This window comes from Yoonia sp. KMU-150 (assembly GCF_056858355.1).
In genome coordinates this window covers 266,145-289,962 of the sequence record NZ_JBXEQF010000001.1, presented here as the reverse complement: position 1 = coordinate 289,962, position 23,818 = coordinate 266,145, and the positions used below count along the sequence as shown (strand labels likewise).

Here is a 23,818-nt window from a genome sequence, read left to right as displayed (position 1 = left end):
AACTGTATTATTTATACGCCTGAAGCCGGTATCCCCGAACGTTCAACAGGCCGCGGGTTCGTGATCTCTTTCCACTTCGTCAGGGCGCTGTTCACCGGCGTATTCGCCTCACGTTTCACGAACTTCCCGTGGCCTTCCTGCGTGCGCATCTCGCCGTCGTGCACAGCGACGTGTCCGCGCGTCAGTGTGAAGCGCGGCAGGCCCTTCACCTCCTTGCCCTCGAACACGTTGTAGTCGATGGCCGACTGCTGCGTTTTGGCGGTGATCGTCTTGGACTTCTCCGGGTCCCAGACCACGATATCGGCGTCGGCCCCGACCAGAACGGCCCCTTTGCGCGGGTAGCAATTCAGGATCTTGGCGATGTTGGTCGAGGTCACGGCGACAAATTCGTTCATCGTCAAACGCCCCGTGCTGACACCATAGGTCCAGAGCATCGGCATCCGGTCCTCCAGCCCGCCGGTACCATTGGGGATTTTCGTGAAGTCACCCACGCCATAGCGTTTCTGATCAGTGGTGAAAGCACAGTGGTCTGTCGCCACCACCGACAGCGACCCGCTCTGCAGACCTGCCCAGAGACTGTCCTGATGCTGTTTGTTGCGGAAGGGGGGCGACATGACGCGGCGGGCGGCGTGGTCCCAGTCCTTGTTGAAATACTCGCTCTCGTCCAGCGTCAGGTGCTGGATCAGCGGTTCACCCCAGACACGCTTGCCCTGCTGCTTGGCGCGGCGGATCGCCTCGTGGGATTCCTCGCAGGACGTATGCACGACATACAAAGGCACGCCCGCCATATCGGCGATCATGATGGCGCGGTTCGTCGCTTCGCCCTCGACCTGCGGCGGGCGGGAATAGGCGTGCGCCTCGGGTCCAGTGTTGCCCTCGGCCAGCAGTTTCGCGGACAGGTCCGCCACCACATCGCCGTTTTCGGCGTGGACCATCGCGATCCCGCCAAGGGACGCTAGCCGCTGGAACGACGCGAACATCTCGTCATCCTGCACCATCAACGCGCCCTTGTAGGCCATGAAGTGTTTGAAGGTGTTGATGCCCCGGTCCTTGATGACCGTTTCCATCTCGTCGAACACCTGCTCGCCCCACCAGGTCACCGCCATGTGGAAGGAATAATCACAGTTCGCGCGGCCCGATTTGTTGTCCCACATCTGTAGCGCGTCATGCAGGCCCTGTCCCGGCGACGGCAGAGCGAAGTCCACGACCATCGTGGTCCCACCCGACAGCGCCGCGCGCGTCCCGCTCTCGAAATCGTCGGTCGAGTACGTCCCCATGAACGGCATCTCCAGATGCGTATGCGGGTCGATTCCCCCGGGCATGACATAACAGCCGGTGGCGTCCAGTTCCTCGGTCCCCGACAACCCCTGCCCGATCTCGACGATCTTGCCACCCTCGATCAGCACATCCGCCTTATAGGTCAGATCAGCGGTGACGATGATGCCGTTCTTGATGACTGTGCTCATGGGATGTCTCCTTGGCTAGCAATAGGGTTGGCGGGCGTCCGGGGCCGCGACTGTGGCGATTGTGACGAAACCTTCGGTCGTCCGATAGAAATAGCACCCGTCGCGTTCATAGACCGCCGCCGCCGGGACATCGTCCGGCAGGACCTGCTCTACCGTCAGTGGCAGCAGACCCACGGTAACAGGCTCGGGCAGGGGGCGCTGGCATCCCGCGGCAACCAAGACGATCAACGTGGCACTGCCCGGTCTGATGGGAAAGGACCACACCGCCCCGCCCCTTACCCGCGACAGATGGTGACATTTGCGGCGTCGATGACGGGTGTCGCCCCGTCTGCCGTGAGATAGCTGAAGCAACCGCCCTCATCCTCGCGCACGCTTGTCGCGGAAACACCGGCGGGCAGCGCTTGGATCACCGCCAGCGGTACCGCATCCCCGTCAGACGGGCTGTTCACCAGACCGACGACCGGTTGCGCCACACGCGTCGGTTCCGTGGCTTCGGGCGCGGGTGCCGCACAGGCCGTCAGCCCGCAGCCCATGGTCAGGATGATCGCACGGCCGATCACGCCGGTGGCTCTGCCGTCGCCGGCCCGGGCTCGGGTGCAATCGCAACCGCGTCCGGTGCGATGACACCATCGTTGCAGACCCAGTTGCCATTGGCATCGCGCAAGGCCCGGCCTGAACGCGGCTCGGATGCCTCGATGCCCACGGCCCAGCAACCATTTCCAAGCTCGAACACGAAAGCGCGTGGAATCCCCGGTTCCATCGCCGCAACGACCTGCGGCGGCAGTGGCGGTGGAGGTGGTGGCACGACGTTGCCGTCCTCGTCCAGCACGGGCGGTGCAACGCAGGCGGCCAGCAAAGGCAAAATCAACAGCGGCAGCAGTCGTTTCATCGGTCTCTCACTTATCATTCTGAATCCCCGCCAAGTGGTGCCACACTTCTGTGCAGCCTGACCAGACTCAACCCACAATCTCTGCAGTTTCGACGACGGCATGGAACAGAACGTCGGCACCCGCGGTCGCCCAGGCCTCGCTGATCTCCTCGGCTTCGTTGTGCGAAAGCCCGTCGACACAGGGACACATCACCATCGCGGTGGGATACAGGCGGTTGATCCAGCAAGCGTCGTGGCCCGCGCCGGAAATCAGGTCCATGTGGCTGTACCCCAGCCGCTCGGCGGCATCGCGGACAGCTTTGACGCACCCCTCGTCGAACGTCACCGGATCGAAATGGCCGACATCCTCGATCTCGAAACCCAATCCCAGATCGGCGGCGATCTTCGGCGCTTCCTCTTCCAGCCGCGCCTTCATCCCGTCCAGCTTTTCCCGGTCGGGGCTGCGGAAATCAATCGTGAACACCGCCTTGCCGGGGATCACGTTGCGGCTATTGGGATAGACGTTGGCATGGCCGACCGCCCCCACCGCACCGGGCTGGTTGTCCATCGCGATCGTGTGCACCAACTCGGTAATCCGCGCCATGCCAAGACCCGCGTTCACCCGCATATCCATCGGCGTCGATCCGGTATGTGCGTCCTTGCCCGTCAACGTAACCTGCAACCACCACAACCCCTGCCCGTGCGTGACGACGCCGATATCCTTGCCTTCGGCCTCCAGGATCGGGCCCTGTTCGATATGCAATTCAAAGAACGCGTGCATCTTGCGCTGACCCACGGGTTCGTCACCACGCCAGCCGATGCGCTTCAACTCGTCGCCGAACGTCTTGCCATCCGCGTCCTGGCGGTCGTAGGCCCACTGTTCCTCGTGCATGCCGGCAAAGACGCCCGATGCGAGCATCGCGGGCGCAAAGCGCGTGCCTTCCTCGTTGGTCCAGTTCGTCACGACGATCGGGTGTTTGGTTCTGATGTCGAGGTCGTTCATCGTGCGGATAATCTCCAGTCCGCCAAGCACACCCAGCACCCCGTCGTATTTTCCACCCGTCGGCTGCGTATCAAGGTGCGATCCCACATAGACCGGCAGCGCGTCCGGGTCCGTGCCTTCGCGGCGTGCGAACATATTGCCCATGGTATCCAGCCCCATGGTGCAGCCCGCATCTTTGCACCACTTCTGAAACAGATGCCGCCCCTCGCCGTCTTCGTCTGTGACCGTCTGTCGATTGTTGCCACCCGCGACACCGGGGCCGATCTTGGCCATTTCCATCAGGCTGTCCCACAACCGGCTTCCATTGATTTTCAGGTTCTCTCCGGGTGCGGGCATCGGGTTCTCCTTGGCATTGGGCGACGGATATGCAACTTCCGAATTTGACCATCTGGTCAAAGCAACGCTAACAGAGGCGTTGCACCAGTCAAGTTTTTCGCCCCGACTTCTGGCAATTGCGGTCGGAAAAGGCGAACCTGCCCAAAGGATGGCGCTGTCCGATCAAATAATGAGTTGTGATTGCCATGGCCAAGCCCGCCACGCGTATTCAACAAAAGAACCGCACCGCAATTCTGGCGGCCGGGCTCGAGGTATTCTCGCAATACGGGTTTCGCGGCTCCACGCTGGATCAGGTCGCCGACGCCGCAGGCCTGTCAAAGCCGAACCTGCTCTACTATTTTCCGTCCAAGGATGCGATCTACACCGCCCTTTTGGCGCGGCTGCTCGAAAACTGGCTGGAACCGCTGCACGCGATGGACGACGCAGGCGACCCTGTGGAAGAACTCCTCGCCTATGCCCAGCGCAAGCTCAGCATGAGCCGTGACTATCCGCGCGAGAGCCGTTTGTTCGCCAATGAAATCCTGCAGGGCGCACCGCAGATTCACGACGTGCTTGCGGGCGAACTGCGTGAGCTTGTCGATAGCAAGGCTCAGGTCATCGAAGGCTGGATCGCTGCGGGAAAGATCGAAGCGGTCGACCCACACCACCTTATCTTTTCGATCTGGTCCCTCACGCAACACTACGCCGATTTCGACGTACAGGTCCGCGCCATTCTCGGCGACCGCGATCCGTTCGAGGGCGCGTCCGCGCATCTCGACGCCATGTTGCGCCGAATGCTGACGCCATAGGTCCTGAAGACTAAATCGTCGTCAAACGAGACCTGCACGTTTTGCCTAATGGCCTGTCGGTTCGACATTACGAACTGCCGATCACGCGGCAACTTCCGTTTCCCCGCAAATCTTATGCCGGAACCGGCTCCTGCTTCTCTTGGTCTGAAATACCTTCGGGGGTTTGGGGGGCTAGCCCCACAACTCCGGCGACGTGCAAGGCACGGCGCAATCCCTACTCCGCCGCGACAGCACCCGGGTTGTTCGGATGGGTCGTCCAGTTCGCGTATTTCTTTTCGACGGTCTTGCCCGTGCGGGGATCGACAGTGCCCGGCTCCATCGGCACCATGGTGATGCAGTCCTCGACGGGACAGACATCCACGCACAGGTTACAGGCGACGCATTCTTCGTCGATCACCGTGAAAGTACGGTCGTCGGACATGGCAATAGCCTGATGCGACGTGTCCTCGCAGGCGGCATAGCAGCGACCGCACTTGATGCAGTCGTCCTGTGAAATCTGCGCCTTGGCGACGTAGTTCAGGTTCAGATACTGCCAGTCGGTGACGTTCGGCACGGCCATGCCGATGAAATCCGCCGTGCTGGTGTGGCCCTTCTCGTCCATCCATTGCGACAGGCCCGATTTCATCTCTTCCACGATCTTGAAACCGTAGGTCATCGCCGCCGTGCAGACCTGCACGTTGCCGCAACCCAGCGCCATGAACTCCGCCGCGTCGCGCCACGTCGTGATCCCGCCGATGCCGGAAATCGGCAGACCGTGGGTTTCGGGGTCGCGCGCGATCTCGGACACCATCGACATGGCGATGGGCTTCACGGCAGGGCCACAATAGCCGCCGTGCGATCCTTTCCCGTCGATCGACGGTTCGGGTGACATGCTGTCGAGGTTCACGGATGTGATCGAATTGATCGTGTTGATCAGGCTGACCGCATCCGCGCCGCCACGCTTGGCCGCCGCCGCGGGCTTGCGTACGTCGGTGATATTTGGCGTCAGCTTCACGATCACCGGGCGGTCGTAGTATTTCTTGCACCAGCGCGTGACCATCTCGATGTATTCAGGCACCTGCCCCACGGCGGCCCCCATGCCACGCTCTGACATTCCGTGCGGACAGCCGAAGTTCAGCTCGATCCCGTCGGCACCTGTCTCTTCCACGCGCGGCAAGATCGCTTTCCAAGCGTCCTCTTCGCACGGCACCATGATCGACGCGATCAGGGCGCGATCGGGGTAATCGGCCTTCACGCGCGCCATCTCTTCGAGGTTCACCTCAAGCGGCCGGTCGGTGATCAACTCGATGTTGTTCAACCCCAGCAACCGCCGGTCGGCCCCATAGACCACGCCGTAGCGCGGGCCGTTTACGTTCACGACCGGCGGCCCCTCGGCCCCCAGCGTTTTCCATACGACGCCGCCCCAGCCCGCGTCGAACGCCCGCCGGACATTGTACTCCTTGTCCGTCGGCGGGGCCGAAGCCAGCCAGAACGGGTTGGGGCTTTTGATGCCCAGAAAGTCTGTCGTCAGATCGGCCATAGAATGTCCTCCTCAGCCACAGGCGCCGAAACGCCCGGTCGGCGTTCCGTCGATAAATGCGTCAATGTCGATATCGTTAATGCGTTTAAGCAGCAGCACGATACTGCGCTGATCGGTTTCCACCACCGTCACGGGCGTGGTGGACATATCGACGATCTGGATCGTCGCGCAATCCGCCGTCACTCGCATCGTGTCGTTCTTGAACACAGGGATACTGGTAAAGTCGCAGATCGTGTTCTCGCGAAAACCTGCCGCGAATTCCTCGACAGTCATGTCCATGTCAGGTGAACAGCGCACACCCAGAAACGGGTCGATCTGCGCGGCCACCGGTGCGGCCACCAGTACCGCAAGGCATGTCGCACCTGCGCGAATCATCTGGCACTGGTCAAAGTGGCGTGAATATCCATCGCCGCGTCGCGCCCCTCTGCTACGGCCGTGACCGTCAGGTCGTTTCCGCCGGATGCACAGTCGCCGCCTGCCCAGACCATCTTGCGGCTGGTCCGACCCTTGTCGTCCACGGCAATCTTACCGCCCTCAAGGTCCAGTCCCGCATCCGTGGTCAGCGTCTGGCCAATCGCTTTGAACACCTGATCGGCGGGAAGACGAACCTTTTCGCCAGTGCCCTGCAGCTTGCCGTCGACCTCGGCGGTGTATTCCAGTTCGATCTCGGCGACGGACCCGTTGCCATTCACGGCAACCGGCATCGTGTTGAACATCAGCCGCACGCCTTTGGACGCGGCCAGATCCTGCTCGTAGCGGCTGGCCCCCATCCGGTCACGGCTGCGACGGTAGGCAATGGTCACGTTGTCCGCACCCAGCAGTTTGGATTGCACGGCAGCGTCGACGGCGGTCATGCCGCCGCCGATCACCACCACGTTGCGCCCGACGGGGAGAAGCGTCAGGTCGCTGGTTTGGCGCAACTCGGCAATGAACGCGACGGCGTCATCGACGCCCGCCTTATCCTCGCCCGCGCTGCGCAGGGCGTTGACGCCACCAAGACCAACACCCAGGAACACCGCATCGAAATCTGAGGCGAGCAGATCAAGCTCCAGCCCGTCGCCCAGCATCTGCCCGGTTTGCAGGGTGATCCCGCCGATCTGCATCAGCCAGTCCACCTCACGCGCCGCGAAATCATCGGTCGACTTGTAGGCCGCGATGCCGAACTCGTTCAGTCCGCCGGGTTTCGCCTTGCCCTCGAACAGCGTCACATAGTGCCCCAGCATCGCGAGCCGGTGCGCACAGGCAAGCCCGGCAGGTCCCGCACCGACGACAGCAACCGTCTTGCCCGTGCTTTCGGCGCGACTGTAGGGATGGCTCTGTTTCTCCATCAGCGTATCTGTGGCAAAGCGTTGCAGGCGGCCGATCTCGACAGGCTTGCCTTCGGCGACTTCGCGCACGCAGACCTCTTCGCACAAATCCTCCGTCGGGCAGACCCGCGCGCACATGCCGCCTAGAATATTCTGATCAAAGATGGTCCTCGCCGCTGCCTCCGGCGTTCCGGTGGCGATCTGGCGAATGAACAATGGAATGTCGATAGACGTGGGACAGGCCGTCACGCAGGGCGCATCGTGGCAAAAGTAGCAACGGTCGGCGGCGACGGCAGCCTCGTGTCGGTCCAGCGGCGCATGCAGGTCGTCGAAGTTCTCTGCGATCTCCTCGGCTGACAGGCGTCCTGCGGTGATCCCTGATGTCAAAGGCGTAGCCATGCGCGTGCGTTCTCCCCTAGCGTCGGGATCAGCTTGGCACAAAATTATTTTTTATCAAATGGTAAATTTTAGGCAGCAGGCAAATTGCAAATGCAAGTTCCGTTGCAAGCGGCGATGCCTCCGGCGGGCGTATTTTTGGCAAGGTAATACATAGGTGTTCAGAAAAAGAAGGCGTCGGTAGCAACACGTTTGCCCAGCGTCATCGCATCGGCGACATGCACCATCGGGCGCAGGTCGACATCGCTTTTTCCCACGACGACGAGTTCAATCATCCGGTTGTAGAGTGCGGGATACTCGCCCAGATCACCAGTGTCCTGCTCTGCGCCGTCGATCATCAGCCGTGTGCCGCCTTCGGTAATGTCCAGTATACCCGCATCGGTTTCCACGCGGATGTCCCAGCTTTGCGGGCCGGTCTGACGCCAGTCGAAATCGCCCGTCACATTGCCTGTCCACTGCATTTGCGCTGCAATCGGTGTGTCGCGGTTTTCAGGAAACTCCAGCGTGGCATGCTGTAGATGCATCTCGAACGGCAGGATTTCCGTGATGATCGACAGCGCGTTGATGCCCGGATCAAACACGCCCATGCCACCCGGCTCGAACACCCACTCCTGCCCCGGGTGCCATTTGCGCACGTCTTCCTTCCAGTTGATATGCGCCGCCGTCACACCCTTGTCCGCCAGCCACGCCCTGGCGGGCTTCACAGCCTTGGCCGCCCGGCTGTGCCATGTGGCGAAGAGCGTGACGCCAGCATCATCCGCCATCCGCTGCAGCGCGTACACTTCCGCCAGCGTCGCACCCGGCGGCTTTTCCAGCATCACATGGCGACCAGCCGCAATCGCCTTGGCGGCATATGCGAACCGCGGCACCGGCGGCAGGCACAGCGACACGACCGGAATATCCGCACGTTCCGCCAGCATCGCGTCGAAATTGGTGAAGGCCGGCACACCGTCGACCGTGCCCGACCGGCTGACCGTCGCTGCCAGTGTCCAGTCAGCCGATCCGTCGATCGCTGGCACATGCTGGTCCACGGCGATCTTGCCGATCCCGACGAGGGCGATGTTGGTGGCCATTCTGCGTTCCTTCCGCCTGAGGTTATCGCAGGGGATAGAAGATACGCGGCGCGACCTCAACTCCGGCGCAACACTGGCGCACAGCAGTTGTGATCGGCCATTGCTTGACGCGCCGCCTGATGACCGCCACCATCGGGGTTCAATTTACCACTTCGGGGAATAACATCATGTCGATTGCCTATCTGCGCACCACGGCATTGGCCGGGGCTGCCGTTCTTGCTGCCAGCACCGCCTTTGCCGAGACGTTCCGCTTCGCCACCACCACCGATCCGCAAACGATGGACCCGCACGCCGTCAACGCGGCCCCGGTGCTGTCCTTCCTCAACAACGTCTACGAAGGTCTGGTCCGTCGCGGGCGCGATATGTCGATCGAACCATCGCTGGCAACGTCCTGGGAACCGCTGGAAGACGAAAACGGCTGGCGCTTTCACCTGCGCGAGGGCGTGACCTTTCACGATGGATCGACCTTCGACTCAGAAGACGTGATGTTCAGCTATGACCGCGCATCTTCGGAAGCCTCCGATGTCCGCTCTTGGTTCGCGCCGGTGACCGCCGTGCGGCTGGTCGATGACTACACGATCGAATTCGTCACGGACGCGCCCAACCCGCTGTTTCCCGACAGCATCGCCAACTTCATGATCATGGACAGCGGCTGGGCCGAGACAAACGATGCGCTTCTGCCCGCCCGCGATGCAGAGAACTTTGCCACCCGCAACGTCAACGGCACAGGCCCATACGTTATTTCCGCCCGCGATCCCGGTGTCGAAACGCGCCTGACGCCGCACGAAGGCTGGTGGGGCGACGACCGCGGCAACGTGACGGAAGCCGTTCTGACACCCATCGGCAACGCCGCCACCGGACTGGCCGCACTGCTGTCCGGCGAGATCGACTTTATCGAGCCTGTGCCCCTGCAGGACGTCGCACAAGTCGAGGGCCGCGACGGTTTCAAGGTGCTGGAGGGTGAGGAAACCCGGATCATCATGTTCGGCTTCGGGCATGAACACGATACCCTGCTCTATTCCTCCGACGTGACCGACGCCAACCCGTTCAGCGACCCGCGCGTCCGCTTGGCCGCCGCTCATGCAATCAATATCGACGCCATCGACCGCGTCGTGATGCGCGGCAAGATCGAGGGCGCGTCGCAACTGGTGCCTGCCGGTATCTCCGGCTATTCGGAAGCCAACAGCGACCGGCCGGAATTCAACCCAGACCGCGCCAAGGAACTGCTGGCCGAGGCAGGCTACCCTGACGGGTTTTCCTTCGGACTGAAGTGCACCAACGACCGATACATCAACGACGAATCGCTGTGCCGGGCCGCGGCATCAATGTTTGCGGCCGTCGGTCTGAACGCGGAACTGACCACCATGCCGGTGCGCAACTACTGGGAACAACTGCGCGCCGATGACTTCGATATGTATCTGCTGGGCTGGTCGCCGGGCACATTCGACGCCGAACACCCCATCCGCTTTCTGCTACACACGCAGGACGATGAGGCAAAGCTGGGGTCGTGGAACTTCGGCAACTACTCCAACGCCCGCGTGGATGAACTGCTGCCTATGGTCCAGCAAGAACTCGACCCCGCCAAGCGGCAGGCACTGATCGACGAGATCGTCGCCATTACGCAGGAAGAAGTGGCCTACGTGCCGCTTTATACCCAGCCACTGATCTGGGCGATGAAAGACAATATCGACGTGACGCAACGCGCCGATAACTTCTTCATGCTGCGCTGGGTGACGGTGAACTAGGCACCCATAAAGAACCGCAGGGCGATGGGCTATTTCATAATCAAACGGCTGATACAGTCGGTGTTTGTGATGCTGGCCGTCGCCCTGCTCGCGTTTTCACTGTTCCGTTTCGTGGGCGATCCCGTTAGCCAGATGACGGGCGTGGAGACGACCATTGCCGATCAGGACCGCCTGCGCGACGAACTGGGACTGAACGATCCGTTCCCGCTGCAATTCTACCGCTTCGCCAGCGATATGCTGCAGGGCGATTTCGGCTATTCCTACCGCACCCGACAACCTGTGTCCGAGATGATCGTGAAGGCGATGCCGGCGACCCTTGAACTGGGTGTCGTGGCACTGGTGATATCGCTGATCGTGGGCATACCGGCCGGCGTCTATACCGCCCTCAGGCCGCGTGGTGCGATCACGCAATCCCTGCTGTTGACGACGCTGGTCGGGGTGTCGATCCCCACTTTCGTCATCGGGATCATGCTGATCTTTTTCTTCGGTGTTCAGCTTGGCTGGCTCCCCACATTCGGGCGTGGTGAAACCGTCAGGGTCGGCTGGTGGACGACATCGTTCCTGACGATCGACGGCTGGCGGTCGCTGATCCTGCCTGCGATCACGCTGGGTGTGTATCAACTGACGCTGACCATGCGCCTTGTCCGCGCCGAGATGATGGAGGTCATGCGCTCCGACTATATCCGTTTCGCCACGGCGCGCGGCATCCCCTATCGCCAGCTCCATTTCCGTCACGCCTTGGCGAACACGATGATCCCCGTCATCACTATCATCGGCCTGCAATTCGGCGGCGTCATCGCCTTTTCCATCGTCACGGAAAGCGTATTTCAGTGGCCGGGCATGGGCTTGCTGTTTTTGGAATCCATCCGCTTTGTCGATATTCCTGTAATGTCGGTTTATCTCGTCGTGATCGCATTCTTCTTCGTGCTGGTGAACATGGCGGTGGACCTGCTCTATCTCGCCATCGACCCGCGCCTGCGCGTGAAGGAGGCGGCGTGATGTTGGCCCGCATCTGGGACAATGACGGCGTCTATGCCTTTCGCCACAGCCCGGCGGCGATCATCGCGGCAATCGTCGCAATCTTGATCATCGGCGGTGCGCTGCTGGCCCCGTGGATCGCCCGCACGAACCCCTACGATCTGTCCAGCTTCGTGCTGTGGGACGGTCTTTTGCCCCCGATCTGGATAGACGGCAGCGACCCCCGCTTCCTGCTCGGCACAGACGATCAGGGCCGCGACATGGTCTCATCCATCCTCTACGGCGCGCGGCTGTCGCTGATGATCGGGCTGTCCGCCATGGCCATCGCGACCGTGCTGGGTGTCTCGCTCGGCCTTGCCGCCGGATACTACGGCGGCAAGTTCGACGCCGTCGTCATGCGCATCGCCGACGTGCAGCTTGCTTTGCCCGCGATCCTGACGGCACTTCTGATTGACGGGATCGCGCGGGGCATCCTGCCGCCCGACCAACAGGAAAACCTGCGCGTCGTCGTGCTGACCATCGCAATCGCGCTGTCGCTCTGGGTCAACTTCGCCCGCACGGCCCGCGCGTCCACTTTCGTCGAGCGGAACAAGGAATATGTGCAGGCCGCCATGATCATGGGGCAGCATCCGCTGCGCGTCATGTTCCGCCATATCCTGCCCAATATCCTTGGTCCGCTGCTCGTCATCATGACCGTCGATCTGGCCAGCGCGATCCTGCTGGAGGCGACGCTGTCGTTCCTCGGCATCGGTTTGCCCGCCGACTCGCCATCGCTCGGCACCCTGATCCGTATCGGAATGCAGTTCCTGTTCTCCGGTGAATGGTGGATTTTGTGGGTGCCGACGCTGTTCCTGATCGCGCTCGTGGTGTCGATCAACATTCTCGGCGACTTCCTGCGCGACGTCTTCAACCCGAGGCTCCGCTGATGTTGGACGTGCGCGGCCTCACCGTCAAATTTCCCTCCCGCCACGGCGATTTCACCGCGGTCGAGGGTGTCGACATCGCTGTGCGGAAAGGCGAGATTCACGGCCTTGTCGGTGAGAGCGGGGCAGGTAAATCGACCATCGGCGCCGCCATCATCGGCCTGCTGCAACCACCCGGATACGTGGCCGACGGCACCATGACGCTGGGCGATACCGATCTGCGCACCCTCACGCGCGATCAGGCGCATGACATCCGCGGCGACCGCATTTCGATGATCTTTCAGGACCCGCAGACATCACTCAATCCGCTGATGACCATCGAGGATCAGCTGATCGAAACGATCCAGGCGCATTCCGATGTCAGCACTTCCGCTGCCCGGAAACGCGCCGTGGATCTGCTGGAGGAGATCGGCATCAGGAATGCCAGCACACGCATCACCGCCTACCCGCACCAGTTTTCCGGCGGGATGCGACAACGCGTCGTGATCGCGCTTGCGCTCTGCACCGACCCCGAACTCATCATCGCGGACGAGCCGACGACCGCGCTCGATGTCGCGGTGCAATCCCAGGTCCTCGCCCTGATCCGCCGCCTCGCCGATACGCGCGGCATCGGGTTTATCCTGATCACCCACGATATAGGCGTCATCGCGCAGGTCACCGACAAAGTCACCGTACTGCGCGGCGGCAAGGTGATGGAAAGCGGTCTGACAGACAAGGTGCTGGGCGACCCGGACCACCCCTACACCAAGGAACTCATGGCCGCCGTTCCCCGTCTGGACAAAAAGCTCGATCGCTTCCGTGTGCCGGAGGAAGACTTCGACGCCGCCCCCGCCATCACCCAAGGGATCGACGCTGAAGACTGGCTGATGCGCGGCATGGAACACGACCCCATCGGGCTGGAGGTGCGCGACCTGACGGTGAAATTCGCGGGCCAGCGCACTAGTCTGTTCCAGAAGCCCGATCCATACGTCGCGCTCGACAACGTGTCGATGCACGTGCGCCCCGGCACCGTCATGGGCCTCGTCGGCGAAAGCGGTTCGGGCAAATCGACGCTCGCCAAGGCGATTACAGGTTTGGTGCAGCCATCGGCGGGCGACGTGATCCTTGGCGACCGCACCCTGCCCCCCGCCAAGCAACGTCGCCGTGATGATCCCGCCCGCCGCATCATCCAGATGGTGTTTCAGGATCCCTATTCGTCGCTCAACTCCCGCCACCGCATCGGTGATATTCTGGCCGAACCGCTGTCGCTCTATGGCTTGGAAGGTGACAAACGCAAGCGTCGCGCGCTGGCCGCCGCCATGCTGGAACTGGTCGAGATGGAACCGACCGCTATCGACCGCTACCCGCACCAGTTTTCAGGCGGACAACGCCAGCGTATCGCCGTGGCCCGCGGCCTGCTGGCCCGCCCGCGTTTCCTGATCTGCGACGAACCGACAAGCGCATTGGATGTGTCCATTCAGGCGCAGGTGCTGAACCTGCTGAAGGACCTCCAGGCAAAATTCAACCTGACGATCCTGTTCATCAGCCACAACCTCGCGGTGGTGCGGCAGATGTCGGACGATGTGACCGTGCTGCGCGCCGGCAAGATCGAGGAGGCTGGCGAGTCCGAACCGTTCTTCAACGCGCCTCAAGCACATTACTCGCAGGAGCTTTTGTCGCTCACACCCGGATTGCCATACTGATCACCACGGGATCAGGAACAACGTGACCGCGGGAAACGCCACTAAAAGCGCCACGCGCAGCAGGTCCGACGCCACGTAGAACAGCACCGCGCGGTACGTGTCACCCATTGGCGTCTCCCGATCCATCGCGTTGATGATAAACAGATTCATCCCCACAGGCGGGGTGATCAGCCCAACTTCCACCACGATCAATACCAGTATCCCGAACCAAATCGCGACCTGTTCGGCGTTGATCCGGTTCAGCGCGCCCTGCGACACGCCACGCAATTCCAGCGTACGGATTTGATCACGCGTCAGTTCCATCCCGGCAGCCAATGCACCCTGTATCTCGGCCAACATCGCCGGGGCCAGTTTCACCCCGTCGGCAATGGCCGCCAAGGCCCGATCCGCATGCAACTCTGCCAGTGTCACGAACCCGAAATCCAACGCCTGCATCACCGGCCAGAAGATCGGGATCGTCAGCAGGATCATCGAAAGACTGTCCATCAGACAGCCCAGCAACAGGTAGAAGATCAGGATAAAGGCCAGCACCAGCCACGGGCTGAAACCTTGTCCCCCGACCCACATCGCCAGTTCCTGCGGCACCTGCGTCAGTGCCAGAAACCCGTTGTAGAACGCGGCCCCCAGCACGATGAAAAAGATCATCGCGGTCGACCGGGCCGTGACAAGAAAACTCTCGCCCAGCGTCGCCCGCGTCAGCCCGCCATTGGCCCAAGCGATCAAACCGGTCCCGAATGCGCCGACCGCCGCGCCCTCCGTCGGCGTGAACCAGCCGCGATATATGCCCCCCACGACCAGCCCGAAGACCAGCAGCACCGGCCAGACTGCCGCGAGCGCGCGCATACGCGGCCCCCAGCCAACGCGCGCTTTCGTGCCCGCCGCAGCGGGGTAAAGTCGCACATAGATAGAGATCACGATGACATAGCCAAGCGCGGCCAGCAGCCCCGGCACGAAAGCTGCCAAAAACAGCTTTGCGATATTCTGCTCGGTCAAAATGGCGTAGATCACCAAGACAACCGACGGCGGGATCAGGATGCCCAATGTTCCGCCAGCCGCCAACGTCGCCGTCGAAAACCCACCCGCGTAGCCGTAACGCCGCAACTCCGGCAGAGCGACCCGGCTCATCGTGGCCGCCGTCGCCAGCGACGATCCGCAGATCGCGCCGAACCCTGCGCAGGCCCCGACCGACGCCATCGCGACACCGCCCTTCCGATGCCCCAGAAACCCCTCCGCCGCCTTGAACAGTGCCTGCGACATGCCGCCCAGCGTCGCGAAATGACCCATCAGCAGAAACATCGGCACGATGGTCAGCGAATAGCTGGAGAACGTCGTATAAGTCTCGGATTTCAACCGCCCGAACGGCACCGTCGTATCGCCCGTCACCAGCACCAGCCCGATCAGTCCGGCCACGAACATGGCCAGCCCGATCGGCACACGCAGAAAAATCAGGCCAAGAAGCGCCGGGAACGACAGCAGACCGATGGTGAAATCGCTCAATGCTCCGGCCCCATGTCCGGCAGCAGCACCCGGCCAGTCGCCGCCTCACGCAACCGTTGCAACGCAACGAAAACCGATACTACAGCGGCGACGACAGCCCCCGTCAGCGACAGCGCGTAGGCCCACCAGATCGGAAATTCGAGAAGGAACGTCGTCTGCCCCGACCGGATCTTGCTTTGCATACCTCCAAAAAGCTGCACAGCGATCAGGATCAATACAGCGGCAAACACCACATCCGTCACGAGGCGAAGGATGCGATTTGTCCGCGCGGACAGCCGCCGCGCGAAAATATCGACACGCGCGTGACCATCGGTCATGTGGCAATAGGGCAGGAAAGCGAAGATCGCAAAAGCGACACCCGCCTCGATCAATTCAAAATCACCCTTGATCGGCCCGATCCCAAGGTCCAGCGTCCATTGCGCCAGACCCGCAAATCTGTCCTGCGCGATCAGATCGAACATCCAGGCATTCAACTGTCGCCCGACAATCGACGCACAGACCATCACGACCAGAAGGGCGAGCATCGCGCCGCCCAGCCACGCCATGACGCGCGATACGGTCAGAAAAAACGGATACATCGCGACGGCCCCACGCGGTTCAACAAAAAAGGGCCACGCCAACCAACTTCGGTCAGCGTGGCCCCTGTCACCTACACCGGTCTAGTTCCCGGCGTCAAAGGCCTCCATCAGTGCCGTGGCCTCGTCGATCAGCGCCTGTCCGTCGATGCCCTGACTTTCCATGTCGGCCAGCCAGGCCTCGCGCACAGGTGCGGCGGCCTCGGCCCAAACGGCGGATTGCGCCTCGTCCAGCGTAATGATGTTGTTCCCGAAGTCGACGGCGATCTCGCGGGCGGGCGCATCCACCTCGGCCATCGTCTGACCGGCGAAGACGCTGAATTCCAGCCCGGAGTTGTCGTCGATCACCTGCTGCAGGTCGGCAGGCAGACCGTCATAGACGTCTTGGTTCATCGCCAGCACAAAGGTGACAGTATAAAGCATGTTGCCGGTGAATTCGGTGTGGTTCTCCACCAGTTCCGCGATCTTCAGCGCGCCGGTCACTTCCCACGGGATCGTGGTCGCGTCGATCACGCCTTTCGACAAGGCCTCCGGCACCGCCGGCACCGGCATCCCAACCGGTGTCGCGCCGAATTCTTCCAGCAGCGCGTTGATCTGGCGCGATGCACCTCGCGCCTTGACCCCCTGCATATCCGCAGGCGTCTCGATCGGATCGGCGGAGTGGATCACGCCGGGGCCGTGCACCCAGGTACCGAGGATCTTGATCCCCGCGAAATCCGCTTCGGCCATATGGCTTTCATACATCTGCCAGTAGGCGGATGAAGCAGCCCCGGCGTCGCTCACCAAAAACGGCAGTTCGAACACCTCCGTGCGTGGGAAACGTCCCGGGGTATAACCCACGACGGTCCAGACCACATCGGCCACGCCATCCTGCACCTGGTCGATCAGCTCTGGCGGCGCGCCACCCAGTTGCATCGCGGCATAGCGTTCGACCGCGATCCGCCCGCCCGATGCCTCTTCGACATTGTCGGCCCAGACATCGAGGATCAGCTTGGGTACATTGGCCTGTGCGGGCAGGAACTGGTGCAGCTTCAGCGTCACCTCCTGCGCAAAAGCGCCGGTCGCGGTCAGACCAAGTGCGGCTGCACCGATCAATGCCATCGTGGCTCTGCGTGTCGTCATGATATTCTCCCATGTGATTGCAACGAAGGTGCGGAATCGCGGATCAGTCTGCCTTGTCGCAAACGACAAGGCCACCGGTTTATACGCACCGAAAGTCAGAGGTCTCGCGTCACTCCGGCGGCCCGAGTGTCAATGATACCGGTGCAAGCCCGTCGATCCCGCCGGTCATCACATCGCCTGCCACAACAGGCCCGACCCCGGCTGGCGTGCCTGTCAGAATGACGTCACCGGCCCGCAGATGGTAATATTGCGACAGATGGCTGATGATCTCGGGCACCGACCAGACCATATCGTCCAGCGTCGCGTCCTGCTTCACGGCACCGTTCACCGCCAGATGAATGCGCCGCCCGGTCAACGCATCCACGTTCCGCACCGGCGTGATGGTCGCGATCACGGCGCCGTTCTCGATGTCCTTGCCCAGATCCCACGGCCGCCGATGATCCTTGCCATCCTGCTGCCGGTCCCTGCGGGTCATGTCCAGCCCGCAGGCATAACCAAAAATAGTCGCGTTGGCCTGATCCACATCGACCTGAAACGCATCGGCACCAAGGGCGACCGCAAGTTCCATTTCATAATGAAAATTCGATGTCCCCGGCGGATAGGGCACGGTGCTGCCCGACGCGCAAAGGGCGGTAGCGGACTTGGTGAAATACCACGGTGCTTCGCGGTCGACCTCGCTGCCCATCTCGGCGGCGTGGGCCGCGTAGTTGCGCCCGACACAAAAGATGCGATGCACCGGATAAACAGCCGTTTCACATTCAATCGGAAGTGTCTTCGGCGGTACCGGCGGAAATATGTGGTCCATCGCATGCGTCCTTGGTCTGCAGCAGGGTCACATGACGTTACCACAGCCCCCTGCACGCGCCAGATGTTCCTGATCCGTCCGCGACACCAAAAAATACGCAAACCGGCTTGCCGCGGGGTTTGGGGCCTGCCAGCCTGCGCCAAAGCGACAGGGACGGAGACAGGGATGGCCGCCGCAAACATGACGCATTGGGACGCGCGGGTGGATCTGGCCGCCGCATTCCGCTGGGCCGCGCGGCTGAACCTGCACGAAGGTGTCGCCAACCATTTCTCTCTTGCAGTGAATGACGACGGAACGCGGTTTCTCATGAATCCGAACCAGATGCATTTTGCCCGCATCCGCGCCAGCGACATGATTCTGGTGGATGCCAACGACCCCGATACCCTGCGCGGTCCGAACGCGCCCGACCCGACAGCCTGGGGCCTGCACGGCGGGCTGCACCGGCTGGTGCCCCATGCCCGTTGCGCGATGCATGTGCATTCCGTTTTTGCCACGGTGCTTGCATCGCTGCAGGACAGTCGTTTGCCACCGATCGACCAGAACTGCTGCACGTTCTTCAACCGCTATGTCATCGACGACGGATACGGCGGCCTCGCCTTCGAGGATGAGGGCGCGCGCTGTGCCGCCCTGTTTTCCGATCCCCGCCAGAAGGTCATGATCATGGGTAACCACGGCGTGCTTATCATCGGCGACACCGTCGCAGACACCTTCAACAGGCTCTACTATTTCGAACGCGCTGCGGAAACCTACATCCGCGCCCTGCAGACAGGACAGCCGCTGCGCGTCCTGCCCGACGACATTGCCGAAAAGACCGCGCGCGAGCTCGAGGACTACCCCGAACAGGCTGACCGCCATCTGGCGGAGCTCAGACACCTGCTCGACGCTGAAAAGAGCGACTATGCACAGTAGGACCACAACATGATCTACGGGCTGACCGACGAACACCAGATGATCGCCGATACGGTGCGCCGCTTCGTCGAAAAGGAAATCTATCCCAACGAAGACATGGTGGAGCGCACCGGCACCGTGCCCGCCGCGCTTGCGCAGGAGATCCGGCAGAAAACCATCGACCTCGGATTCTATGCCTGCAACTTCCCCGAAAGTGTCGGCGGTGCCGGGCTCAATCACCTCGAATTTGCACTGGTCGAGCGCGAACTGGGACGCGGGTCGATGGCACTCACCCATTTTTTCGGGCGGCCGCAGAACATCCTGATGGCCTGTGAAGGCGACCAGATCGACCGCTACCTGACGCCCGCCGTGCGCGGCGACAAGATGGACGCACTGGCCATGACGGAACCCGGTGCCGGGTCCGACGTGCGCGGCATGAAATGCGCCGCTGTCCGCGATGGCGGCGATTGGGTCGTCAACGGCACCAAGCACTTCATCTCCGGGGCGGAGCATGCCGATTTCGTCATCGTCTTCATCGCCACCGGCGAGGATCAGACCCCACGCGGCCCCAAGAAACGGATCACGACATTTCTGGTGGACCGCGGCACGCCTGGCTTCACGATCCGCGACGGTTACAAATCCGTCAGCCACCGCGGTTACAAGAACATGATCCTGGAATTTGATGACTGCCGCCTGTCCGACGCGCAGGTGCTGGGAGAGGTCGACGGCGGGTTCGCGGTCATGAACACCTGGCTCTACGCGACCCGCATCACCGTCGCGGCCATGTCCGTCGGCCGCGCGCGGCGCGTCTTCGACTACGCACTGGATTACGCCGCCGAACGCGAGCAGTTCGGCCAGAAAATCGGCAAATTCCAAGGTGTCAGCTTCCAGCTTGCCGATATGATCACCGAGATCGACGCCGCCGATCTGCTGACGCTGGCCAGCGCCGACCGGCTGGACAAGGGGCTGCCCGCCAACCGCGAAATCGCCTCGGCCAAGCTTTATGCTTCCGAAATGCTGTCGCGCGTGACCGATGCCGCGATCCAGATTCACGGTGGCATGGGCCTGATGGACGACTATCCGCTGGAACGGTTCTGGCGCGATGCGCGGGTCGAACGCATCTGGGACGGCACATCGGAAATCCAGCGCCACATCATCAGCCGCGATCTGCTGCGTGCGCTGGGAGCCTGAGCCGATGGTATTGCCCGTAGCGATTTCCGCCGACGCCTTTCAGGCGCCGACAGAAGCGAGAGGCCAGCCTCTCGCGCTCTCCGAGGTATTTTCGACCAGAAGAAGGGCAGGCGGTGCAGGTCAGCCCCCGTGCGGCAGAACGCCGGACGAGGGCCTTCTTCCGGTGCGGTCATCGGCGCCTCCGCCTGTACCGCGTACCGGGTCTAGCGCATTAACCTTAATAGATCGTAAGGCGCGACATGGGTGATCTGTCGCGCCTCTTGCGGCCCACCACCGTCGCTGTCGTCGGCGGTGGCGCCTGGTGCCACGCGGTCATTGCGCAACTGACAAAGGCGGGATTTAGCGGACCGGTCTGGCACGTGCATCCCAAGGGTGATTTCAGCAGCGTCGCCGATCTGCCCGGCGTGCCGGACGCCGCTTTTGTCGGGGTCAACCGCGATGCGACCATCGCTATCGTCACGGCCCTGCGCGAAAAAGGAGCGGGTGGTGCAGTCTGTTTTGCCTCGGGCTTTGCGGAGGTTTCCGACGGCCACGACCGGAATGCCGCGCTACTGACTGCGGCCGGCGACATGCCGGTGCTGGGGCCGAACTGTTATGGCTATATCAACGCCTGCGACGGTGCCTTGCTCTGGCCGGATCAGCACGGCTGCGCGCCCTGCGACAGCGGCGTGGCGATCCTGACGCAATCCTCGAACATCGCGATCAACCTGACCATGCAGATGCGCAGCCTGCCGGTGGCCTATGTGGTGACATGCGGCAACCAGGCGCAGACGTCGCAGGCCGATATCGCCCTCGCGCTCTTGGATGACCCGCGCGTCACGGCCATTGGCCTGCACATCGAAGGCTTCGGCGACTTGGCCGCCTGGCAACGGTTCGCCCGCGCGGCACTTGACCGGAACGTGCCGGTCGTCGTGCTCAAGGTCGGCCAATCGGCAGAAGCGCAGGGTGCCACGGTGTCACATACAGCCTCGCTTGCGGGCAGCGCCGCCGGGGCCGCGGCGCTGATCCGCCGTCTGGGGTTCATGCCCGTCCCCGATCCGGCGGTCTTGATCGAGGCTCTGAAAATCCTGCATCTGGGCGGGCCTGTCGTATCGGGGCGCATCGCTTCTGTCAGTTGTTCAGGGGGCGAGGCATCGCTCACCGCCGATCTCGCGCAACCGCTGGGTCTCACGTTTCCTGCCCTGACCTCAGAACAGAGTGACGCGCTTGGTGCGGTTCTTGGGCCGCGGGTCGCCCTGGCCAATCCTCTGGACTATCACACCTACATCTGGCGCGATGTTGCCGCCATGGCGTCTGTCTTCGCCGCGATGATGGACCGGTCGTTGGCGATGACGCTGCTGATCGTAGATTTCCCCCGCGCAGATCGCTGCGATCCCGCTGACTGGGAATGCGCCGTGCAGGCCGCCCTGACCGCACAGGCACAGGCGACAGGGCGGATTGCGATGGTGGCTACCCTGCCGGAACTGATGCCGGAAGATGTGGCGGCGCGACTGATGGCGGGCGGCGTGGTTCCGCTGTCGGGCCTGTCGGACGGCCTGCGCGCCCTCGCGGCGGTTCGTCGGGTCGCAGCGCCGGATCTGGCGCGGGATGTCCTGGCGGGACCGAGGGCGACAGACGGCGTGACACTTGGCGAACGTGCCGCAAAGCAGCAGCTGGCCGAACATGGTGTTCCGATCCCCCGCCAATATCCACTGCCTGATCCGACGTTTCCCGATACCCCATCGTTCACCGGTCCTTTCGTGCTGAAAGGGGACGGAATCGCACACAAGTCCGATGTCGGTGCGGTCGCGCTGCACCTGCACACAGCGGCCGATGTGACGGCTGCCGCGACAGCGATGGACAGTACAGAGTTTCTGCTGGAGGAGATGATCACCGGCGCGGCGGCCGAACTGCTGGTCGGCGTGGTCCACGATCCGGTGCATGGCTTCGTCATGACACTGGGCTGGGGCGGCGTGATGACGGAGGTTCTGCAGGACACGCAATCCCTGATCCTGCCAGTCGGCAGGGACACGGTCACAGACGCGCTGACCCGCCTGAAAATCCACACGATCCTGTCCGGATATCGCGGCAAGCCAAGTGCCGATCTGAACGCAGTCGTCGATAGCATCATGGCGATTTCCACCTACGTCGCCGCCCACGCCGATACTCTGCTCGAGGTCGAAATCAATCCGCTGATCTGCACCCCGACCGCCGCAATCGCAGCCGATGCGCTCATAAGGAAAACGCCATGTTAGACACTGAAAACCCCGTCAAGGCCCGCCGCAACGGCGCGGTGTTGGAAGTCACGCTCGACCGGCCCAAGGCCAACGCGATCGATCTTGCCACCAGCCGCGTGATGGGCGAAGTTTTTGCGACATTCCGCGACGATCCCAACCTGCGCGTCGCGATCCTGACCGGTGCCGGCGAAAAATTCTTCTGCCCGGGCTGGGATCTGAAAGCGGCAAGCGAAGGCGACGCGGTCGATGGCGACTACGGCGTAGGCGGCTTCGGCGGCCTGCAGGAGTTGCGCGGGATGGGCAAACCGGTGATCGCCGCCGTAAACGGCATCTGCTGCGGCGGGGGGCTTGAGCTGGCACTCTCCGCCGACATCATCCTCGCTGCCGATCACGCCACCTTTGCCCTGCCCGAAATCAGGTCGGGCACCGTCGCGGACGCGGCGAGCGTGAAGCTGCCAAAGCGCATCCCGTATCACATCGCGATGGAACTTCTGCTGACCGGTCGCTGGTTCGACGCCATCGAAGCACATGGCTGGGGCATCGTGAACCACGTCCATCCGGCAGCCGATCTGATGACCGAGGCCCGGGCGATGGCCGATCTCATCGCATCCGGTCCGCCGCTGGTCTATGCCGCGATCAAGGAAATCGTGCGCGATGCCGAGGACGCCAAGTTTCAGGACGCGATGAACCGGATCACCAAGCGGCAACTTGCTTCTGTCGACACGCTCTACAGCAGCGAGGACCAGATGGAAGGCGCGCGCGCCTTCGCGGAAAAGCGCGATCCGGTCTGGAAAGGGCGCTAACGCGCGCGAAAGACGATCAGTCGCGCCTTGTCGTCGCGATGTGCCGCATCCGCTCTGTCGTCATAGATACGCACGTCCTTGAGCGTCAGCGCATCGATCCGTGGCGCGATCTCGTCAAGCAATGCGGCAAAACCGGCGCTTTCGAAATGCGCCAGGTTGACGGAAATCACCATGACCGCGTCGGGGCGCGCCGCGTCCAGCAGGGCGCGCAGGCCCTCGGGACCGACATGGCCAAGCGTGAAAGTGCCCGCGCTGACGATCCCGGCATAGCGCGGCGCTCCCGGCAGGGGCCGGGTCACATCCGCTTCGATCAGCTTGTCGTAATGGCCCTTCACGCCAGCCACGGCCAGCATTTCGGCAGACAGGTCGAGCGCATGGATCGGCCCGATCTCCATTGATCGGAGGTGCTCTGCGACAAGCCCGGTGCCGGCACCGACGTCGAGCACGGGGCCGCTTCCGCCCGCCGAAACGAAAGCCAGTGCGACCTCGCGTGCAAGCTGGTATCCCTGCCGCTCGGCAAAGCCGACATCGTAACTTGGTGCCCAGACGTCATAGAGTTTCCGCGCCGCATCCGGGGATTCGATCGCATAGGCTTTGTCGAGGTCGGGGTCCGTTTTCATGCATTGACGCTAACACC

The 23,818-nt window shown here is 62.4% G+C and carries 23 protein-coding genes; 9 read left to right on the top strand and 14 right to left on the bottom strand.

The features are described from left to right. Window positions 1-11: 11 nt before the first annotated feature. The 5 genes from hydA to AC04PH_RS01385 form a co-directional block, all read right to left on the bottom strand. A complete protein-coding gene (hydA, locus tag AC04PH_RS01405) occupies window positions 12-1,466 on the bottom strand; it encodes a dihydropyrimidinase (RefSeq protein WP_483063955.1) in 1,455 nt (484 codons plus the stop codon). A gap of 15 nt (window positions 1,467-1,481) precedes the next feature. Further along, the gene (locus tag AC04PH_RS01400; protein ID WP_483063954.1) at window positions 1,482-1,730 is read right to left on the bottom strand and encodes a hypothetical protein; all 249 of its coding nucleotides are present in this window, start codon (window positions 1,728-1,730) and stop codon (window positions 1,482-1,484) included. Between the two features lie 11 nt (window positions 1,731-1,741). Then, window positions 1,742-2,026: a hypothetical protein gene (locus tag AC04PH_RS01395; RefSeq protein WP_483063953.1), complete on the bottom strand. Its 285-nt coding sequence runs from the start codon at window positions 2,024-2,026 to the stop codon at window positions 1,742-1,744. Then, complete coding sequence (locus tag AC04PH_RS01390) at window positions 2,023-2,355, bottom strand: hypothetical protein (RefSeq protein WP_483063952.1); 333 nt, start codon at window positions 2,353-2,355, stop codon at window positions 2,023-2,025. The genes AC04PH_RS01395 and AC04PH_RS01390 overlap by 4 nt, the downstream gene beginning before the upstream one ends. Before the next feature lie 67 nt (window positions 2,356-2,422). Then, window positions 2,423-3,673, bottom strand: a complete 1,251-nt coding sequence (locus AC04PH_RS01385; protein WP_483063951.1) for a Zn-dependent hydrolase — start codon at window positions 3,671-3,673, stop codon at window positions 2,423-2,425. 185 nt (window positions 3,674-3,858) lie between these two features. On the opposite strand from AC04PH_RS01385, the gene AC04PH_RS01380 reads away from it, so the two are divergent. Then, a complete protein-coding gene (locus tag AC04PH_RS01380) occupies window positions 3,859-4,461 on the top strand; it encodes a TetR family transcriptional regulator C-terminal domain-containing protein (RefSeq protein ID WP_483063950.1) in 603 nt (200 codons plus the stop codon). A 214-nt stretch (window positions 4,462-4,675) separates the two neighbouring features. Here AC04PH_RS01380 and preA read toward each other — a convergent pair whose 3' ends face one another. From preA to AC04PH_RS01360, 4 genes are all read right to left on the bottom strand, one after another. Beyond that, the gene (preA, locus tag AC04PH_RS01375; protein ID WP_483063949.1) at window positions 4,676-5,980 is read right to left on the bottom strand and encodes an NAD-dependent dihydropyrimidine dehydrogenase subunit PreA; all 1,305 of its coding nucleotides are present in this window, start codon (window positions 5,978-5,980) and stop codon (window positions 4,676-4,678) included. A 12-nt stretch (window positions 5,981-5,992) separates the two neighbouring features. Beyond that, the gene (locus AC04PH_RS01370) at window positions 5,993-6,355 is read right to left on the bottom strand and encodes a hypothetical protein (RefSeq protein ID WP_483063948.1); all 363 of its coding nucleotides are present in this window, start codon (window positions 6,353-6,355) and stop codon (window positions 5,993-5,995) included. Further along, the gene (locus AC04PH_RS01365; protein ID WP_483063947.1) at window positions 6,352-7,686 is read right to left on the bottom strand and encodes an NAD(P)-dependent oxidoreductase; all 1,335 of its coding nucleotides are present in this window, start codon (window positions 7,684-7,686) and stop codon (window positions 6,352-6,354) included. Before AC04PH_RS01365 ends, AC04PH_RS01370 begins: the two co-directional genes overlap by 4 nt. 158 nt (window positions 7,687-7,844) lie before the next feature. Further along, the gene (locus tag AC04PH_RS01360; RefSeq protein ID WP_483063946.1) at window positions 7,845-8,756 is read right to left on the bottom strand and encodes a Gfo/Idh/MocA family protein; all 912 of its coding nucleotides are present in this window, start codon (window positions 8,754-8,756) and stop codon (window positions 7,845-7,847) included. A gap of 167 nt (window positions 8,757-8,923) precedes the next feature. On the opposite strand from AC04PH_RS01360, the gene AC04PH_RS01355 reads away from it, so the two are divergent. Genes AC04PH_RS01355 through AC04PH_RS01340 form a run of 4 tightly spaced genes read left to right on the top strand, consistent with a single transcriptional unit; the run spans window position 8,924 to window position 14,084 of the window. Continuing rightward, entirely contained in the window at window positions 8,924-10,501 is a 1,578-nt protein-coding gene (locus AC04PH_RS01355; RefSeq protein WP_483063945.1) for an ABC transporter substrate-binding protein, read from the top strand. 24 nt (window positions 10,502-10,525) lie between these two features. Beyond that, the gene (locus tag AC04PH_RS01350) at window positions 10,526-11,500 is read left to right on the top strand and encodes an ABC transporter permease (RefSeq protein ID WP_483063944.1); all 975 of its coding nucleotides are present in this window, start codon (window positions 10,526-10,528) and stop codon (window positions 11,498-11,500) included. Then, window positions 11,500-12,405 (top strand): ABC transporter permease, encoded by a 906-nt coding sequence (locus AC04PH_RS01345; RefSeq protein WP_483063943.1) that lies wholly within the window; start codon window positions 11,500-11,502, stop codon window positions 12,403-12,405. Before AC04PH_RS01350 ends, AC04PH_RS01345 begins: the two co-directional genes overlap by 1 nt. Then, window positions 12,405-14,084, top strand: coding sequence for a dipeptide ABC transporter ATP-binding protein (locus AC04PH_RS01340; RefSeq protein WP_483063942.1), 1,680 nt, complete (start codon window positions 12,405-12,407; stop codon window positions 14,082-14,084). The genes AC04PH_RS01345 and AC04PH_RS01340 overlap by 1 nt, the downstream gene beginning before the upstream one ends. Here the strand turns inward: AC04PH_RS01340 and AC04PH_RS01335 are convergent, their stop codons facing one another. The 4 genes from AC04PH_RS01335 to AC04PH_RS01320 all read right to left on the bottom strand — a co-directional run bounded on the left by AC04PH_RS01335 (window position 14,085) and on the right by AC04PH_RS01320 (window position 18,083). Continuing rightward, window positions 14,085-15,581 (bottom strand): TRAP transporter large permease, encoded by a 1,497-nt coding sequence (locus AC04PH_RS01335; RefSeq protein WP_483063941.1) that lies wholly within the window; start codon window positions 15,579-15,581, stop codon window positions 14,085-14,087. It lies immediately after the preceding gene. Then, a complete protein-coding gene (locus tag AC04PH_RS01330; RefSeq protein WP_483063940.1) occupies window positions 15,578-16,159 on the bottom strand; it encodes a TRAP transporter small permease in 582 nt (193 codons plus the stop codon). The genes AC04PH_RS01335 and AC04PH_RS01330 overlap by 4 nt, the downstream gene beginning before the upstream one ends. Window positions 16,160-16,240: 81 nt before the next feature. Beyond that, window positions 16,241-17,278, bottom strand: a complete 1,038-nt coding sequence (locus tag AC04PH_RS01325) for a TRAP transporter substrate-binding protein (RefSeq protein ID WP_483063939.1) — start codon at window positions 17,276-17,278, stop codon at window positions 16,241-16,243. Window positions 17,279-17,387: 109 nt separating this feature from the next. Beyond that, on the bottom strand, window positions 17,388-18,083 hold the full coding sequence (locus AC04PH_RS01320; RefSeq protein ID WP_483063938.1) for a fumarylacetoacetate hydrolase family protein: 696 nt from the start codon (window positions 18,081-18,083) through the stop codon (window positions 17,388-17,390). A gap of 165 nt (window positions 18,084-18,248) precedes the next feature. On the opposite strand from AC04PH_RS01320, the gene AC04PH_RS01315 reads away from it, so the two are divergent. The 4 genes from AC04PH_RS01315 to AC04PH_RS01300 all read left to right on the top strand — a co-directional run bounded on the left by AC04PH_RS01315 (window position 18,249) and on the right by AC04PH_RS01300 (window position 23,181). Then, on the top strand, window positions 18,249-18,992 hold the full coding sequence (locus AC04PH_RS01315) for a class II aldolase and adducin N-terminal domain-containing protein (RefSeq protein WP_483063937.1): 744 nt from the start codon (window positions 18,249-18,251) through the stop codon (window positions 18,990-18,992). 9 nt (window positions 18,993-19,001) lie between these two features. Then, window positions 19,002-20,162 (top strand): acyl-CoA dehydrogenase family protein, encoded by a 1,161-nt coding sequence (locus tag AC04PH_RS01310; RefSeq protein ID WP_483063936.1) that lies wholly within the window; start codon window positions 19,002-19,004, stop codon window positions 20,160-20,162. A 239-nt stretch (window positions 20,163-20,401) separates the two neighbouring features. Beyond that, the gene (locus AC04PH_RS01305) at window positions 20,402-22,396 is read left to right on the top strand and encodes an acetate--CoA ligase family protein (RefSeq protein ID WP_483063935.1); all 1,995 of its coding nucleotides are present in this window, start codon (window positions 20,402-20,404) and stop codon (window positions 22,394-22,396) included. Beyond that, on the top strand, window positions 22,390-23,181 hold the full coding sequence (locus AC04PH_RS01300; RefSeq protein ID WP_483063934.1) for a carnitinyl-CoA dehydratase: 792 nt from the start codon (window positions 22,390-22,392) through the stop codon (window positions 23,179-23,181). The genes AC04PH_RS01305 and AC04PH_RS01300 overlap by 7 nt, the downstream gene beginning before the upstream one ends. Here AC04PH_RS01300 and AC04PH_RS01295 read toward each other — a convergent pair. Continuing rightward, entirely contained in the window at window positions 23,178-23,801 is a 624-nt protein-coding gene (locus tag AC04PH_RS01295; RefSeq protein ID WP_483063933.1) for a class I SAM-dependent DNA methyltransferase, read from the bottom strand. The genes AC04PH_RS01300 and AC04PH_RS01295 overlap by 4 nt on opposite strands. Window positions 23,802-23,818 lie beyond the last annotated feature (17 nt).

Excerpts from the sequence above, each read along its gene's own strand:
- hydA (WP_483063955.1), bottom strand. The coding sequence starts at position 1,466 with ATGAGCACAGTCATCAAGAACGGCATCATCGTCACCGCTGATCTGACC.
- AC04PH_RS01390 (WP_483063952.1), bottom strand. The coding sequence starts at position 2,355 with ATGAAACGACTGCTGCCGCTGTTGATTTTGCCTTTGCTGGCCGCCTGC.
- AC04PH_RS01385 (WP_483063951.1), bottom strand. The coding sequence starts at position 3,673 with ATGCCCGCACCCGGAGAGAACCTGAAAATCAATGGAAGCCGGTTGTGG.
- AC04PH_RS01380 (WP_483063950.1), top strand. The coding sequence starts at position 3,859 with ATGGCCAAGCCCGCCACGCGTATTCAACAAAAGAACCGCACCGCAATT.
- preA (WP_483063949.1), bottom strand. The coding sequence starts at position 5,980 with ATGGCCGATCTGACGACAGACTTTCTGGGCATCAAAAGCCCCAACCCG.
- AC04PH_RS01370 (WP_483063948.1), bottom strand. The coding sequence starts at position 6,355 with ATGATTCGCGCAGGTGCGACATGCCTTGCGGTACTGGTGGCCGCACCG.
- AC04PH_RS01365 (WP_483063947.1), bottom strand. The coding sequence starts at position 7,686 with ATGGCTACGCCTTTGACATCAGGGATCACCGCAGGACGCCTGTCAGCC.
- AC04PH_RS01360 (WP_483063946.1), bottom strand. The coding sequence starts at position 8,756 with ATGGCCACCAACATCGCCCTCGTCGGGATCGGCAAGATCGCCGTGGAC.
- AC04PH_RS01355 (WP_483063945.1), top strand. The coding sequence starts at position 8,924 with ATGTCGATTGCCTATCTGCGCACCACGGCATTGGCCGGGGCTGCCGTT.
- AC04PH_RS01350 (WP_483063944.1), top strand. The coding sequence starts at position 10,526 with ATGGGCTATTTCATAATCAAACGGCTGATACAGTCGGTGTTTGTGATG.
- AC04PH_RS01345 (WP_483063943.1), top strand. The coding sequence starts at position 11,500 with ATGTTGGCCCGCATCTGGGACAATGACGGCGTCTATGCCTTTCGCCAC.
- AC04PH_RS01340 (WP_483063942.1), top strand. The coding sequence starts at position 12,405 with ATGTTGGACGTGCGCGGCCTCACCGTCAAATTTCCCTCCCGCCACGGC.
- AC04PH_RS01330 (WP_483063940.1), bottom strand. The coding sequence starts at position 16,159 with ATGTATCCGTTTTTTCTGACCGTATCGCGCGTCATGGCGTGGCTGGGC.
- AC04PH_RS01325 (WP_483063939.1), bottom strand. The coding sequence starts at position 17,278 with ATGACGACACGCAGAGCCACGATGGCATTGATCGGTGCAGCCGCACTT.
- AC04PH_RS01320 (WP_483063938.1), bottom strand. The coding sequence starts at position 18,083 with ATGGACCACATATTTCCGCCGGTACCGCCGAAGACACTTCCGATTGAA.
- AC04PH_RS01315 (WP_483063937.1), top strand. The coding sequence starts at position 18,249 with ATGGCCGCCGCAAACATGACGCATTGGGACGCGCGGGTGGATCTGGCC.
- AC04PH_RS01310 (WP_483063936.1), top strand. The coding sequence starts at position 19,002 with ATGATCTACGGGCTGACCGACGAACACCAGATGATCGCCGATACGGTG.
- AC04PH_RS01305 (WP_483063935.1), top strand. The coding sequence starts at position 20,402 with ATGGGTGATCTGTCGCGCCTCTTGCGGCCCACCACCGTCGCTGTCGTC.
- AC04PH_RS01300 (WP_483063934.1), top strand. The coding sequence starts at position 22,390 with ATGTTAGACACTGAAAACCCCGTCAAGGCCCGCCGCAACGGCGCGGTG.
- AC04PH_RS01295 (WP_483063933.1), bottom strand. The coding sequence starts at position 23,801 with ATGAAAACGGACCCCGACCTCGACAAAGCCTATGCGATCGAATCCCCG.